This window comes from Sphingorhabdus arenilitoris (genome assembly GCF_042651485.1).
Classification (GTDB): domain Bacteria; phylum Pseudomonadota; class Alphaproteobacteria; order Sphingomonadales; family Sphingomonadaceae; genus Sphingorhabdus_B; species Sphingorhabdus_B arenilitoris.
The window spans coordinates 983,594-997,078 of record NZ_JBHSDH010000013.1; the positions used below are offsets into that span (position 1 = coordinate 983,594).

At 53.5% G+C, this 13,485-nt stretch carries 15 protein-coding genes, 1 tRNA gene and 1 pseudogene; 12 read left to right on the forward strand and 5 right to left on the reverse strand.

The features are described from left to right. Positions 1-60: 60 nt before the first annotated feature. The 5 genes and pseudogenes from ACFOWX_RS08805 to ACFOWX_RS08825 form a co-directional block, all read left to right on the forward strand. Positions 61-588: a CarD family transcriptional regulator gene (locus ACFOWX_RS08805; protein ID WP_381423262.1), complete on the forward strand. Its 528-nt coding sequence runs from the start codon at positions 61-63 to the stop codon at positions 586-588. 178 nt (positions 589-766) lie between these two features. Next, positions 767-1,480 (forward strand): GIN domain-containing protein, encoded by a 714-nt coding sequence (locus tag ACFOWX_RS08810; RefSeq protein WP_381423264.1) that lies wholly within the window; start codon positions 767-769, stop codon positions 1,478-1,480. A gap of 47 nt (positions 1,481-1,527) precedes the next feature. Beyond that, positions 1,528-2,043 carry a DUF192 domain-containing protein gene (locus tag ACFOWX_RS08815; RefSeq protein WP_381423266.1) on the forward strand — a complete coding sequence of 172 codons (516 nt, stop codon included), beginning with the start codon at positions 1,528-1,530 and terminating at the stop codon, positions 2,041-2,043. Between the two features lie 71 nt (positions 2,044-2,114). Beyond that, positions 2,115-2,498 carry an NADH:ubiquinone oxidoreductase subunit NDUFA12 gene (locus ACFOWX_RS08820; RefSeq protein ID WP_381423268.1) on the forward strand — a complete coding sequence of 128 codons (384 nt, stop codon included), beginning with the start codon at positions 2,115-2,117 and terminating at the stop codon, positions 2,496-2,498. Positions 2,499-2,674: 176 nt separating this feature from the next. Then, positions 2,675-2,926 (forward strand): annotated as a pseudogene (locus tag ACFOWX_RS08825) (DUF2155 domain-containing protein); the annotation flags it as partial. 35 nt (positions 2,927-2,961) lie between these two features. On the opposite strand, the gene aat reads toward ACFOWX_RS08825, so the two are convergent. Then, positions 2,962-3,801: a leucyl/phenylalanyl-tRNA--protein transferase gene (gene aat, locus ACFOWX_RS08830; protein ID WP_381423270.1), complete on the reverse strand. Its 840-nt coding sequence runs from the start codon at positions 3,799-3,801 to the stop codon at positions 2,962-2,964. 157 nt (positions 3,802-3,958) lie between these two features. Between aat and purC the strand changes: the two genes are divergently transcribed. The 3 genes from purC (at position 3,959) to ACFOWX_RS08845 (ending at position 7,498) form a co-directional block, all read left to right on the forward strand. Then, complete coding sequence (purC, locus tag ACFOWX_RS08835; RefSeq protein WP_381423271.1) at positions 3,959-4,738, forward strand: phosphoribosylaminoimidazolesuccinocarboxamide synthase; 780 nt, start codon at positions 3,959-3,961, stop codon at positions 4,736-4,738. 81 nt (positions 4,739-4,819) lie between these two features. Beyond that, the gene (locus tag ACFOWX_RS08840; protein ID WP_381423273.1) at positions 4,820-6,085 is read left to right on the forward strand and encodes a transferrin-binding protein-like solute binding protein; all 1,266 of its coding nucleotides are present in this window, start codon (positions 4,820-4,822) and stop codon (positions 6,083-6,085) included. Positions 6,086-6,091: 6 nt separating this feature from the next. Then, entirely contained in the window at positions 6,092-7,498 is a 1,407-nt protein-coding gene (locus ACFOWX_RS08845; protein WP_381423275.1) for a surface lipoprotein assembly modifier, read from the forward strand. A gap of 39 nt (positions 7,499-7,537) precedes the next feature. Here the strand turns inward: ACFOWX_RS08845 and ACFOWX_RS08850 are convergent, their stop codons facing one another. Further along, on the reverse strand, positions 7,538-7,690 hold the full coding sequence (locus ACFOWX_RS08850; RefSeq protein ID WP_381423277.1) for a hypothetical protein: 153 nt from the start codon (positions 7,688-7,690) through the stop codon (positions 7,538-7,540). Positions 7,691-7,883: 193 nt separating this feature from the next. On the opposite strand from ACFOWX_RS08850, the gene purS reads away from it, so the two are divergent. After that, positions 7,884-8,114 carry a phosphoribosylformylglycinamidine synthase subunit PurS gene (purS, locus tag ACFOWX_RS08855; RefSeq protein ID WP_381423279.1) on the forward strand — a complete coding sequence of 77 codons (231 nt, stop codon included), beginning with the start codon at positions 7,884-7,886 and terminating at the stop codon, positions 8,112-8,114. Beyond that, positions 8,114-8,779: a phosphoribosylformylglycinamidine synthase subunit PurQ gene (gene purQ / locus ACFOWX_RS08860; protein WP_381423281.1), complete on the forward strand. Its 666-nt coding sequence runs from the start codon at positions 8,114-8,116 to the stop codon at positions 8,777-8,779. Before purS ends, purQ begins: the two co-directional genes overlap by 1 nt. Before the next feature lie 29 nt (positions 8,780-8,808). Here the strand turns inward: purQ and ACFOWX_RS08865 are convergent, their stop codons facing one another. Beyond that, positions 8,809-9,549: a queuosine precursor transporter gene (locus tag ACFOWX_RS08865; protein WP_381423283.1), complete on the reverse strand. Its 741-nt coding sequence runs from the start codon at positions 9,547-9,549 to the stop codon at positions 8,809-8,811. 59 nt (positions 9,550-9,608) lie between these two features. Between ACFOWX_RS08865 and ACFOWX_RS08870 the strand changes: the two genes are divergently transcribed. Then, a tRNA-Arg gene (locus tag ACFOWX_RS08870) sits at positions 9,609-9,685 on the forward strand. A gap of 9 nt (positions 9,686-9,694) precedes the next feature. On the opposite strand, the gene ACFOWX_RS08875 is transcribed toward ACFOWX_RS08870, so the two are convergent. Continuing rightward, entirely contained in the window at positions 9,695-10,816 is a 1,122-nt protein-coding gene (locus ACFOWX_RS08875; protein ID WP_381423285.1) for an acyl-CoA dehydrogenase family protein, read from the reverse strand. A 218-nt stretch (positions 10,817-11,034) separates the two neighbouring features. Between ACFOWX_RS08875 and ACFOWX_RS08880 the strand changes: the two genes are divergently transcribed. Next, positions 11,035-11,670: a hypothetical protein gene (locus tag ACFOWX_RS08880; RefSeq protein ID WP_381423287.1), complete on the forward strand. Its 636-nt coding sequence runs from the start codon at positions 11,035-11,037 to the stop codon at positions 11,668-11,670. Between the two features lie 33 nt (positions 11,671-11,703). Here the strand turns inward: ACFOWX_RS08880 and ACFOWX_RS08885 are convergent, their stop codons facing one another. After that, positions 11,704-13,326, reverse strand: coding sequence for an alkaline phosphatase D family protein (locus ACFOWX_RS08885; protein ID WP_381423289.1), 1,623 nt, complete (start codon positions 13,324-13,326; stop codon positions 11,704-11,706). Positions 13,327-13,485: the final 159 nt, after the last annotated feature.

Sequence of the window (13,485 nt, forward strand, 5' to 3'; positions counted from 1 at the left end):
TAATGAGAAGCGCCACTATCATTCTCCAAAGAAGTATTTTTCCAGAAAGGGTCCATATTTATGACGTCCACAGCGGTGTCCTTCGAAGTCGGCGATTATGTCGTCTATCCCAAGCACGGCGTAGGCCGAGTGATTGAGCTGCAAAATAGCGAAATCGCCGGAATGCAGCTTGAACTCTATGTCCTGCGTTTTGAAAAAGAAAAAATGACGTTGCGCGTGCCGTTTAACAAGGCCGAAGGCGTCGGCATGCGGAAATTATCGTCCGACAAGACGTTGAAAGAAGCCATGACAACACTGACCGGCAAGCCAAAGGTGAAGCGCACCATGTGGTCGCGCCGGGCGCAAGAATATGAAGCGAAGATCAATTCGGGCGACCTTGTTTCGATCGCCGAAGTGACACGCGACCTATTTCGTCCGGATGATCAGCCTGAGCAAAGCTATTCCGAGCGGCAAATTTTTGAAGCAGCATCAAGCCGTCTCGCCCGCGAATTGGCGGCGATGGAAAAAACCGATGAACCTGCTGCTTTGCAAAAAATATTGGACGTGCTGAACGAAGCGGCGCCGCAATATTACGATAAAGCGGAATAGTCACCGAGCTAACAAGATACGGAAAAGAGCGCTTTTGAGGCGCTCTTTTTTTGCCTGACATACGGCGTACCGCTGGTAAAGCTATCATTCACACCGGCTATGCTTTACATCTTTCCTTATCCGGTCTCATCGTGCAATTAAAGGGAGCCGGCAGATCGCAATGGGGGTGGCATACAAGATGATTTATCGGACATTATCAGCAGCATTGCTGTTCACCGCGGCCTTAGCGCAGCCTGCACATGCCGAAAGCCGCAAATTATTGATCGGCGGATTTCAGGATATCATCGTCGATGGCGATATCCGCGTAATCATTACGACTGGAAAAGGATCATCTGGCCGGGCCAGCGGCGACCGGCGGATATTGGATTTATTGAAACTAGACCGCGTGTCGGATACCTTAACCGTCCGCGTGCAAAGGCCGCCCAATAACGACATCGAACAGCGCATTTCGGAACCGCTAGTCGTTACACTAACTACGCAGCAACTGCGCAATATTACCTTAACCGGCAATGGCAGCATTAAAGTCAGCGCCATTGACCGCCCCGGCAATGCGCGCCTGTATGTGAATGGCGGCGGCAATATTCAGGTTGAGCGGATGAAAGTGGACCAATTGCAGGTTAACATTTTTGGCACGGGCGCCATTACTGTTGACAGCGGCAAAGCCCGTGAAACGACCTTGCAAATAGACGGTTCGCCGCAAGTCGACATCGCCAATTTCCAAAACCGCAAAATAAGCCTGCAAGTAAACGGCAATGCCAAAATAGCGGTTCAAGCGGCAGAATCCGCGACAATCAATAGCGAGGGGTCCAGCAATATCACTGTGACCGGAACCGCCGAATGCCTGATCCGCCGGGCAGGCAATGCTGTTATCAGATGCCCGAAAGAGGATTAAACTCCTATCCGATCTGTGTTAGACCATGCGTTATGAAAGCCTGATTTATGCGTTTACTCCTTTTACCCGCACTCACCTTAGCAATCTCGGCCTGCAATATGCAGGGCAGCGCTACGGCCGGAAACACCGCCGACGCAAAGAGCAGCTGTACAGCAGGCACCAGCCTGGGACAATCAGAGGCCGGGCTGGAACTGCGCCAATTATGCGTCATCAGCCACGGAAAAACCCACAGTTTCAAAACCGAAGTCGCCGCAACACCCCGGCAACAGGCGCAAGGCATGATGTTTCGGCAGTCGATGGCCGATGATGAAGGGATGATATTCCCCTTCCCTCAGCCGCGGCCAGCTAGTTTCTGGATGAAAAACACCGTCATCCCGCTCGATATTATTTTTATCGGAACCGATGGGAAGATTGAAAGCATCGGTGCAAATGCCGTGCCTTACTCGCTGGAGACGGTCAATTCGCAGGGCGCAGTGCAAGCGGTATTGGAAGTGCGTGGCGGATTAGCCGCCAAATTGGGGATTAAGGCAGGCGATACTGTATCTTGGGCACCAACGCAGTAATTGCATAAGGGTGCTGCAAAAATTTGACCTTTTTCATTGCGCGGGCACACAGGAACGCTTAATCGGCACCCATGGGTATATTGGCAAAAATATTTACATGGTGGGATGGCGCCACAATTGGCACCTTGTTGTTTAGCGCTCGTAAGGGCCTGAAAGTCGGCACGGACGAAACGGGTAATGTCTATTATCAATCAAAAGACGGCTTGCGCCGCTGGGTGATATATAATGGCGCCAATGATGCAAGCCGGGTATCGCCGGACTGGCATGGCTGGTTGCATGGCACACATGACGGCAATCCCGAAGATTATTTGCCCCCGGCGCGTGGGTGGGAGCATGGCAGCGACGGCAATTTGACTGGCACAGCTGCCGCTTATCGTCCCGCAGGCGCGTTGGAATCATCCGGCAAGCGGGCCAGAGCAACGGGCGATTATGAGGCATGGAGCCCGAGTGAATAATGATTTGGCGTAAAGCCTTTGTCTCGGCGGCGCTGATCGGCGCGCTTTCAGCATGCAGCAGCGGCGGCGATGGGGCCGAGGAGGCGGGTAAGAAAGCCGCCGCCAAAGCGACTGAAAAAGCCAAGCCGAGCGCAGATCAATTGGTTAAGCCCGCCGAAGAATCAATCGGGACGCCGATGGCCGAACGTGTTGCAATTTTGGGCCTGCTGAACAAACGCAACGGCAGTACCCGCGATATTGAGCTGAAACCTGGACAAGATATTCGCATTGGAAAGGTGGTAATCCGCCTTCGTGCCTGCGAAAAAACGGCACCATGGGAAAATTATCCCGATCAAGGCGCGTTTGTGCAATTGATTGTCAATGAACGCCCGCCCGGCACCAATCAAAAGGAACGGTGGCGTCAGGTATTTTCCGGCTGGCTGTTTAAGGAAAATCCGGCCGCCAACGTGGTGCAGCATCAGATTTATGATGTCTGGATAAAAGAATGTAAGATGAGCTTCCCCGGCGAGGAAGAAACGGTAGCCCCTAAATCAGATGATCCGAGCAGTGCCGCGCCCAAAAAACCGTCAAGCGCGGACCAGCAAGGGGCGGCAGGCGAGGAGGATGCAGAGCCACCTGCCGAAGAAGAAGCTACAACGGAAACCTGACCATCGTCGTTTGATTCTGGCCTATTCTTCTCCGATCCGTTGATCACCAAGCCATTGCCCGGCGCAAGGGGCGGTGCCAATGCGGCAGCCAGTTTTTTCAGATATTCCGCCTGATCCATCTCCACCGCGCCAAGCGTGCGCAGATGATCGGTCATAAACTGGCAATCCAGCAGGCTATAGCCGCCCATCCGCAGCCGCGCGGCCAGCCATATCAATGCAACTTTTGACGCATCGGTGGCGCGCGAAAACATGCTTTCGCCGAAAAATGCGCCGCCGAGCGATAGCCCATATAGTCCGCCGACCAGCCGGGCTCCGTCATCACCGTCGCGCCAACATTCTACGCTATGCGCATGGCCAAGTTGATGCAGGCTGATAAACGCCTGTTCGATTTGCGCGTTTATCCAGGTGCCGGTTCGGTCCTCAGCCTCCTCGGCACATAGCGCGATCACCTCGGTAAAAGCTGTATCGGTGGTTACCCGGAACCGGTCCTGGCGGATAACCTTGGCAAGCGATTTGGAAATGTGAATGCCATCGAGCGGAAATATCGCCCGCTTTTTGGGCTCAACCCAATAAATATCCGGGTCATCGCGCGCGTCCGACATGGGAAAATATCCCGCCGCATAAGCACGCAGCAGCAGGTTGAGATCAATCGTCATAAAGGCTTCTTTCCCATGGCCTTGCTATCTCGAATTGCGCTGCCCATTGCAATTGTTTATAGGCTGCCGCACAGATTCCCGTTCAATGTGCATCTTGCAACAGGTCCATTGGGCCGGGGCCGAGTATTTTTCAGTGTAATTCATAAAGGACCACCGCATGACACGCCGCCGCAAAATCTATGAAGGCAAGGCCAAAATCCTTTATGAAGGTCCCGAACCTGGCACCATCATCCAATATTTCAAAGATGACGCAACCGCATTTAATGCCCAGAAAAAAGGCACAATTTCTGGTAAAGGCGTGATCAACAACCGCATATCGGAATATGTATTCACGCGCCTGTCGCATATCGGCATTCCTACGCATTTTGTCCGCCGTTTGAATATGCGCGAACAATTGGTGAAACAGGTTGAAATTGTTCCGATCGAAGTTGTGGTGCGCAATGTTGCGGCTGGATCGCTGACCAAACGGCTGGGTATCGAGGAAGGCACACCCCTGCCCCACACATTGCTCGAATATTGCTATAAGGATGATGCGCTGGGCGATCCGTTAATTGCCGAAGAGCATATTGCCTGTTTTGGCTGGGCCAGTCAGGAAGAAATGCAGGATATTTCCGCGATGGCGATCCGTATCAATGATTTTATGTCGGGTATGTTCGCCGCGATCAATATTCGCCTGATAGATTTCAAGTTGGAATTTGGCCGATTGTTCGATGGCGATTTTTCGCGGATCATATTGGCCGATGAAATTAGCCCCGATGGATGCCGCCTTTGGGATATGGATTCGGGCGAAAAACTGGATAAAGACCGCTTCCGCCGAGACCTAGGCGGTGAAGTCGAGGCCTATCAGGAAGTGGCCCGCCGATTGGGGCTTCTACCCGAAGAAGGTGATAGCGCCGTGCTTGATCTTGGTGAACATCGTGCGAAAAAAGGAAAATAATCGCAAAAGGCATTTAGCGGTTACCAAAAATTAACCATCAGCCAGTAATTCTCTTCCCTAGATTTCTAGGGGATTTTCATTATGCGATTGGTTGCTCTTTTGGTTGGAACTTCGATGCTTGCCGCTTGCGGCGGCGGTGGCGGCAGCACCATCAGCACGGCTGGGTCACCGGTTGGCACATCGGGCGTCGGCACTGCCGATCAGCACACGTTTGTGAACCCCACCGTGCTCAAAACCTATCAAGCAAACGGCGCAACGCATAGTTTCGATTATCAAACTACCTACAACAATATTGCCAGAACGAATGGTGGGCAAGGCAATCAGGAATATGCTGGTAACGCGACCACTGTTCGAAACAGCGGCCTATCGATAACATATAATCCGCGCGATGCTATTTTCGATGTCAGTTTTAGCGATAGCCTTTCCGGGACATCCACTGCCACCCGTTTTCAAGATCCCTTGCATAGAACCGCCTTTGGCGGCGTTTTAGAACCTCAATATGGGACGCCGGAGCTAGCATTGCGCGGCATTCAATATCTCGAATCTGGATCAGGCACAGCTAGTTTATCGGGGACACGTTTAGCGTTGGGCTTGGATGCCGATGAAACAAGCGGTAGCTACAATGTTGCAACATTTTTCTATCAGCGCCCCGGAACTACAACTCAATATGTGACGTATGGCGGTTTTTTACGAAATCAGTTGAGCGCTTCTATCGCAAATACTGCGGCAGTCGCGCCGGTAGCAGCGACCCCAACGACGCCAGCTGTTCCCGGTCAGCCAGCAACCTCTGTTACGACAACAACATTTAGCTTGGAACGCGGTGCATTTGTTTTTGGGCAGAATTCCGTCAACTCCAATGTTCCAACCGGCGGAACCGGTTCTTTTTCTGGGGATATGTTGGCTACGGCTGTGTTTAACGATCAACCTGATAATATTGGCTTGACTGACGCACCGACTTATTTCCAATGGATCGAAGGCACGGCGAATGTCGATGTCAATTTCGGTTCGAACAGCTTTGCCCTGAGTTTAACAGGCACCACTCATGCCCCCCAAGTTGATATTGGCACTAACGGGTTCCACTCAATCGCTGAAGGTGCGATATTCAATGCCCGTGGCAGCGGACGAATTGACTTAATTGCGGCCGGCGGCTTCCTGGGCCAATTCCAACAGGCTTGGTTTGTCAATCCAGACACGAGCCGGTTCGACCTGCTTATCGCTGGTTCGAGCATCGACGGGGCCTTTTACGGTCCTCAGGCTCAGGAAGTAGGAGGCAGCTACCGGATTGTGGGCGGAACGCCCGATGAACGGATCGACATATTGGGCGTCTTCACCGGTTCAAAGAAGTAAACCCACATGAAAAATCGGCTTTTCCTCGCTGCTGGATTCGCAGCCCTGATGGCGGCTGCCCCCAGTGCAGCCAACGCAGATACAGCAGCAGCGAATGCGGACACAGCGCCCAGTTCAATACCGAGCACAGTGCCCGGTTGCGCCGCAGCCCCTTGCAGCGTCAAATTGACCGGCCCGCAAATGCTGGCAGCGGCGGAACAGCTTATCCAAAACAAAGACTTTGTGAATGCAAAGCCGCTGGTTGATGCCCTTGGCCTCGCCCCGGAATATCAATTTCAGCACCGCTTTCTAAAGGGATTTTTGGCGGTTGAAACGGGTGACTTGGAGGGTGCGGAAACAATGTTCCGCAAAATTTTGGACGACGATCCAAAGCAAACAAGAGTAAGGCTCGAACTTGCCCGAGTCATGATGTTACGGGGCAAGGAAGGTTCGGCCAGCTATCATTTCCGCTTGGCACAGCAGGATAAGGATTTACCCGAAGATATAAAACAAACGGTCCGCGGCATTCGCGGCATATTGCGCAATCAACGCAGCTGGAGCGTAAATCTGGACCTTGGCATCGCGCCTGATACCAACATTAACAGCGCGACATCTGCTGAAACGGTCAACATCAATTTCGGTCCGTTCCAATTGCCGCTGACCCTCGATGAAAATGCCCGCAAACAATCGGGTATTGGACAAACAGCAGGATTGAGTGCAGGCCTGCGTCTGCGCGCCAATGAAAAGCTTGCGTTGCTGATTGATGGCGATGCGCGTCTGGTCAACTATAAAGGGAAAGTCGCAGACGACCTGCAGACCCAGATCGCTATAGGGCCGGAACTTCGTATCGGGGAAAGTAGCAGCCTGTCTTTCCAAGCGCTGGGCGAACAACGCTGGCGCGGGGGGGAGCGGGCAAACACCGACTTTGGCGCACGTATCGGCTTCCAAAAAATCCTTAATGAAGGCCAGCGCATTGGATTATCTATCGACGGGCGCAACACCGATTCGGGCTTTTCTCCGGCTTATTCCGGTTGGCAAATTGGCAGCAACCTGACCTATGAACGGGTTATCGGCCGCGCCTTCATTGCCTCGGCCAGCCTTTTCGGCCGTAAAGATATCCTCGACAGCCAGTCATTTTCAAATGTCAGCTATGGCGGCAGCCTTGGCATCGGCGGGGAATTGCCACTCGGCATAAATGCCGGCCTATCGGCCAGCGTATCGCAGGCCCTATTTGATGCGCCGCAATTTATTTATTCGAGCGACGCGCGCAAGGATCTGCGGCTGTTTGGCCGTGCCTATGCTGGCATTCGTGCGTTCAAAATGTTTGGGTTTTCACCATCGATCGAATATAATTTTTCGCAGATCGACAGCAATTATCTGCTCTATGAGTCCACGCGGCACCGGGTGAATTTTAAGCTGGCTCGTTATTTTTGATCCCTCAAAAAATCGCGCGTTGAAATGGCCGGGCTTTAATCAACCCTTTGTTTTATAACCACATATAATGCCCAGGATGAAGGTGATGAACAGCGCCAACTGAACCTCTTCATTTGAACCTCTGTTCCATCCCATTAGTTCCTGACCAAAGGCAAATAGGCCTACAAACATTGCTGCTGCCAATCCAACCATAGTAGCTTCCTTTCGGCGTTAACCGTCACACCTTTTTACAATGAATTTCTATATACCTTTGATCGTCAAAATCCGGTGAGGGATTATAGTTAATTTCAAATTTACTATTGGGCAGGGGCAAAACGCCCCCTTGCGTCATCCACGCGGCATTCTATAGGGAGGGCAAAGTCAAATTCGTGAAGGCTGTGTCCCGATGAAAACCAGAATCTTTGTTACCTTAAAAAACGGCGTCCTCGATCCTCAGGGCAAGGCCATACACCATGCGCTTGAAGGGCTCGGCTTCGATGGCCTTCGCGATGTACGCGCAGGGCGCCTGATTGAATTGGAACATGATGACGGGGTTACGCGGGCTGAGATGGAGGCAATGTGCCAAAAACTACTCGCCAATACCGTGATCGAAAATTTTGAGATTGAGGAAAATTGATGCGCGCCGCCGTTATCCAGTTTCCCGGCTCCAACTGTGACCGCGATATGGCGGTAGCGATACGGGAGATTACCGGCGCAGATACCGATGTCGTTTGGCATGGCGATAGCGAGCTGCCCAGCGGGCTTGACCTGATCGCGATTCCGGGCGGTTTTTCGTATGGCGATTATCTGCGCTCCGGCGCGATGGCGGCGCGTTCGCCCATCATGAAAGCGGTTGTTGAAGCCGCTGGACGCGGCGTGCCCGTATTGGGCGTATGCAACGGATTTCAAATTTTAACCGAGGCCGGATTGCTTCCCGGCGCGTTGATGCGCAATAGCGGCATTCGATTTGTATGCCGTTCAGTCGCGCTGAAGGTCGAAAACAACCAATCTCTGTTCACCAATGGCTACGAACAAGGGGAAGTTATTCACATCCCTGTCGCGCATCATGATGGCAATTATTTCGCCGATGACGCAACGCTCGACCGGTTGGAGGGGGAAGGCCGGGTTGCCCTTCGGTATCAGGAGCAAGTGAATGGATCGGCGCGTGACATTGCCGGATTGCTGAATGATGCAGGCAATGTCCTTGGCATGATGCCGCACCCCGAACGGATGATCGAACCGGTTCAGGGCGGATCAGATGGACGGCGACTTTTTGAAGGTCTGATCCGTCAAATCGCTTGATTGCGGCCTTCAAACCAAAATATCGGACATTAAAGCTTCGCCTTGAACGGGGAAAAATCGGTGCCTTCGTCAAATATATCGACGCCCTCCCGCCGTTTCAAAAATCCGATCACCGCATAGGTGACGGGCGTCAGCAACGCCTCCCACAATGTCTTGATCAAAAATTGCGACACAACCACTTGCCAAATCTGTTCCACCGGCCAACCGGCAAGTCCCCAAAAAGCGAGCGGATAGAATATCAGGCTATCCAGCCCCTGCCCGACGATCGTCGATCCGATGGTTCGCGTCCATAGCGCTTTGCCCTTGGTCCATATCTTCATCCGCGCCATGACGAAGCTGTTGGCAAACTCGCCTGCCCAAAAAGCGACAATCGACGCCAGCACGATCCGCCAGCTATTGCCAAAAACATTTTCATAATCTTCCTGAAACGGCCACCCTTGTGCCGGCGGCAACGACACAACTGCCCAGCTCATAAAAGCCATGAAGATCAGCGCGGCAAAACCCGTCCAGATCACGCGCCGTGCGCGGGCATAGCCGTATACTTCGGTCAACACATCGCCGATAATATAACTGATCGGGAAAAACAGCACGCCTGCGCCAAAGGACCATTCGCCTATGACGGGCAAAACCACCTCCGACCGTTTCGACGCACCGATGATGTTGGACAGCAACAATATCGCCACAAAAGCGGCCATGATAAAATCATAATAGAGGAACCGCCGGTCTGCGGTTTCATTCGCGATTGTCGGGCGGGTTACCGGGTCAGTCATTTTTGTGACATAACCGGCTTTGCTTCAACGCGTAAAGCGGTTATTGGCATCATCGGTAGGCGCCCGTAGCTCATCTGGATAGAGCGCGAGACTTCTAATCTTGAGGCAGCAGGTTCGAGTCCTGCCGGGCGCACCAATTTACCTCTCACCCCAGCAGTAAATCCGCCAGCTTTGCCCGGTGCCAGGCCGCGTCGCCATGCTGTGACGCGGCGAAGATCGAGGCTCTACGGTGGAGGCCGGCGTCGCAGTCGTGGGTAAAGCCAAAGCCGCCATGAAATTGCACCGCCCGGTCGGCGGCGTGGCTATATGTCTTGTCGGCGGCGGCCTTTGCCATGCGCACCGCAATTTCACCCTCGCCCTGATCGGCGAAACTATGTGCGGCGCTATAGAGATGCGAGCGTGCCTTTTCATATTCGACATAGGCGTTGACGATCGGGTGTTTCAGCGCTTGGTAACTGCCGATGACCTTACCAAATTGCGTCCGAGTTTTCATGTAATCGACGGTATAGTCAATCACGCTCTGTGCGCCGCCGCACATTTCCGCCGATTGTAACAAAGCCGCAGTCATATCGATATGCGCCAGCGTCATGGCGGCTTTGTCGCTGTCCAAAAGCTGCGATACGGGAACCACTATCCCATCCAGCGTCAGCGCGCAGCTTCGCCTTGTTTCATCGACGATCGATTCGCTCCGTAACGCGCCCGCCGGTATGTCATCTTGCGCTAAGAGGACGAGCGCTGGCTTTCCATTCAACGACACGCTGGCGATAATCAACTGCGCGGCCTGCGCCCATTGCACGAATTGCTTGGTCCCTGACAAGCGGAGCTGATCGCCATCGCTCGCGGCAGATGCAGTAACATGGCTCAGGTCCCAATCACCATGCGGTTCGTACAATGCCATGCTCGCCGCCATACCTTCGGCGATTTTCGGCAGCCAATGCGCCTTTTGCTCGTCCCTGCCGCCCGCGATCAGCGCCTGCGCAGCGATAGTGGATGCAGCAAAGGGGGAGGCCATCAACCGGCGGCCCATTTGTTCCGCCACCGGAACCACCTCCGCCATAGACAGGCCGACGCCGCCCAATTCCTCCGGAATCGCAATCGCCGTCCAGCCCAACGCGGCAATCTCTGCCCAGACCGCCGCGTCATAGCCGGTTTCGCTGTCCATCAATGCACGGACTTTATCGATCGGGGATTTTTCCCGGCAAAAATTAACCGCGACGTCGAGCAGTTCGATCTGCTCTTCGCTATATCCCAAATTCGCAAATTCCATATGCGCCGCCCTCACTTTTCTCTCGCCAAACACGTTGCGCAGCTTACGGCCTGAAATCAAGAGGCGATTTAACCGTGCAGTTAAATTTACCGCTTAATCCGGTATGTGATAGAAAAAAATCATGTTACGCCCCTTTGGTCATCGAGCGTTCAACCAACGCTTGTTACCCCCACGGCACCGCTTTGCCTGCCCATAGATACAAAGAAGATTCAAGCGATATGATCCGATATTTGACGCTGACCGCTCTTATTCTCACTGCCCCCGCACCGCTATTTGCCCAAACGCAGTCAGGCGGCGAGCCGCAAACATCAGCCGCAGTCGAAACCGATGGAGCGCCAGCCGTGCCCGAAATTTCAATGCGGGATATATTGGCAATGGACCTGAAAAATAATGTGATCCCGCAGTATAAACGCGCTGATTTATCAACCTGCGACGCGGCCGGCGGGCATCAGCTGTATCACGCGTTTCGGACCTGTTGGCCGGTGCAGGAGCCTCTGCTCGCCTATCAGACGATAAAGGATAAAATGCGGTTTATGATGCGCAGCGGCCCGCCGCCCGCACAGCCAGATGCCCTATTGGCCGAAATATTGGCGGAGGCCGACAAGATCATCAACTTGTCAAAAGACCGCACCTATCCTGGCCAAGATATCAGCCTTACCTTGGCCCATACCATGCGCGGCGCGATGGCGGAGAAATCCGGTGATTACAAAACCGCTATTGAAAGCCTGGAAACAATTGCCGCAGTCATGGAGAGCAGCAAGGTCACCATCCCCGATTTTAATGCCAGCAGTCAGGTCCTAAAAAAACGCGATAGGCTGCTTGATAAACAGGAACAGGCCCAACAGAGCAATTGAAACGCCACTTCGCGGCTGGTTCCTTACCCCGGCTTATACATCCAGCCGGTTATAGCCTGCGCGCACGCGCATTTTATGCCCCGCTTTCACCGCGAGTGATTTTGTTCGCACCGTTTGCATGAATACCCATTCGTTGGTCGCATCCTGCGGCGTCAGCGACAACATCATATAGCCGCGGTTGCTACTGTCCATCCAGCGCAATTCGTTGGGAGAGGCCGCAATCATGTCGCGCGCCACAATTTTTGGATCGGTTTTGCCAGTCGCCTGTTCAAAGCCCGGGGAGCTTACGCTATGCCCGCCAAATTCCACGCCCGCTGCTTTTCCACCTTCCGGAAGGTCGAATGCCCAGCCATTATGGCTATCGCCGGTGATAACGATCAAATTGCTGCCCGCGCGCTGCGCCGCCGAGAGAAAACGGGATCGCGCCTTGGGATAACCGCCCCAATTGTCCATGTTAAATGGCAATCCAGCCTTTGCCGCAGCGATGCCCGATTTTACATAGCTGAGCGCACGCGGATCGGCATCTTTGGCAAGCCAATCGGTCGCATTTTCCGGCGTATAACCATAGCCCATATTCGTTCCGACGCCGACCATGGTCCACACCGCCTTATTCCGGGCGAAGCTGCGATAAAGCCAGCTTTCCTGTTCGCTGCCCAGCATTGTCGCGCTGTCATTCATCCATTCACCGTCGCGAAATTCGGCCAGCGCTTTTTCCCTTTCCGCGCTGCTGAGCGCTGGGCCTAATTCCGGCGGACGGGACCGAGCGATTGTCCTTGTGTCGGTCCGAAAATAGGTTGCAAGATCGCCAATGGCATAGGCCTGCCAAGGCTGTTCTCCAATGGGCATCCATTCGCGCCAAGCCTGCATCGCCGCATTACGGCGCACTGACCAATCGCCTTCATTATCCTGATGATTTTGCGCTCCACCCTCCCAGCTATCGTTGGTGCTTTCATGGTCGTCCTGAATCACAATCATTGGCGCCGCAGCGTGCAGTGCCTGAAGGTCAGGGTCGGCGCGATAACTGGCATAACGAAGCCGGTAATCGGCAAGACTGATAATCTCTGATTTGGGATCAATACGCTTCGAAAATGCTGGCCCCGCATCATAGCCGCCGGGCGCATATTCATAGAGATAATCCCCCATATGCAAGGTCATATCAAGATCGTCACGCGCGGCCGCATGGCCATATGCGTTAAAATAGCCAAAGCCCAAATTGGAACAGGAAAATACCGCGATGTTGAACCGGTCCACCTTTCCCACGGGCAAGGTTTTGGTTCGGCCAACCGGCGAGAAACTGCCGTCTGGAGCGATGAACCGATAATAATAGCGGGTGTCGGGGGTTAAGCCATCAACAGTGATTTTCGCCGTATGGTCACGCCATGGCCCAGTGACCATTTGTCCGCCCGCTGCGATAACGGAAAATTCGGGGTCAACGGACAACTCTGCGCGGAGCTTCGCTGCACCGCCATCGGCGGGCACAAACCGCGTCCATAGCAGCATCGATTCGGAACCCGGTTCCCCGCTGGCGACATTATGCGTAAAACCGGTCAGGCTGCTTAATATCTCGCTTGCAAATGCCCCTGCGGGCAACAATAATCCACCAATTCCAAATCCAGCCGTGACCAACAAAGCGCGGCGATCCAATTTCCATGTCATGCGCATTCCCCTCTTACATGCCGCAATGTGGCAGCACGGTCAGCAATATCAACAATAGCTCTATCGCGATATGCCGGATGATTGTTGCGTTTTTGCTTCGCTTGCGAAATTCATCTTGGATATCATGCCATGGGAACGTCACAACTACTCGCCCAATTT

Bases quoted from the DNA above. Each gene is read 5' to 3' on its own strand.
- ACFOWX_RS08805 (WP_381423262.1), top strand. From the start codon at position 61: ATGACGTCCACAGCGGTGTCCTTCGAAGTCGGCGATTATGTCGTCTAT.
- ACFOWX_RS08810 (WP_381423264.1), top strand. From the start codon at position 767: ATGATTTATCGGACATTATCAGCAGCATTGCTGTTCACCGCGGCCTTA.
- ACFOWX_RS08815 (WP_381423266.1), top strand. From the start codon at position 1,528: ATGCGTTTACTCCTTTTACCCGCACTCACCTTAGCAATCTCGGCCTGC.
- ACFOWX_RS08820 (WP_381423268.1), top strand. From the start codon at position 2,115: ATGGGTATATTGGCAAAAATATTTACATGGTGGGATGGCGCCACAATT.
- aat (WP_381423270.1), bottom strand. From the start codon at position 3,801: ATGACGATTGATCTCAACCTGCTGCTGCGTGCTTATGCGGCGGGATAT.
- purC (WP_381423271.1), top strand. From the start codon at position 3,959: ATGACACGCCGCCGCAAAATCTATGAAGGCAAGGCCAAAATCCTTTAT.
- ACFOWX_RS08840 (WP_381423273.1), top strand. From the start codon at position 4,820: ATGCGATTGGTTGCTCTTTTGGTTGGAACTTCGATGCTTGCCGCTTGC.
- ACFOWX_RS08845 (WP_381423275.1), top strand. From the start codon at position 6,092: ATGAAAAATCGGCTTTTCCTCGCTGCTGGATTCGCAGCCCTGATGGCG.
- ACFOWX_RS08850 (WP_381423277.1), bottom strand. From the start codon at position 7,690: ATGGTTGGATTGGCAGCAGCAATGTTTGTAGGCCTATTTGCCTTTGGT.
- purS (WP_381423279.1), top strand. From the start codon at position 7,884: ATGAAAACCAGAATCTTTGTTACCTTAAAAAACGGCGTCCTCGATCCT.
- purQ (WP_381423281.1), top strand. From the start codon at position 8,114: ATGCGCGCCGCCGTTATCCAGTTTCCCGGCTCCAACTGTGACCGCGAT.
- ACFOWX_RS08865 (WP_381423283.1), bottom strand. From the start codon at position 9,549: ATGACTGACCCGGTAACCCGCCCGACAATCGCGAATGAAACCGCAGAC.
- ACFOWX_RS08875 (WP_381423285.1), bottom strand. From the start codon at position 10,816: ATGGAATTTGCGAATTTGGGATATAGCGAAGAGCAGATCGAACTGCTC.
- ACFOWX_RS08880 (WP_381423287.1), top strand. From the start codon at position 11,035: ATGATCCGATATTTGACGCTGACCGCTCTTATTCTCACTGCCCCCGCA.
- ACFOWX_RS08885 (WP_381423289.1), bottom strand. From the start codon at position 13,326: ATGACATGGAAATTGGATCGCCGCGCTTTGTTGGTCACGGCTGGATTT.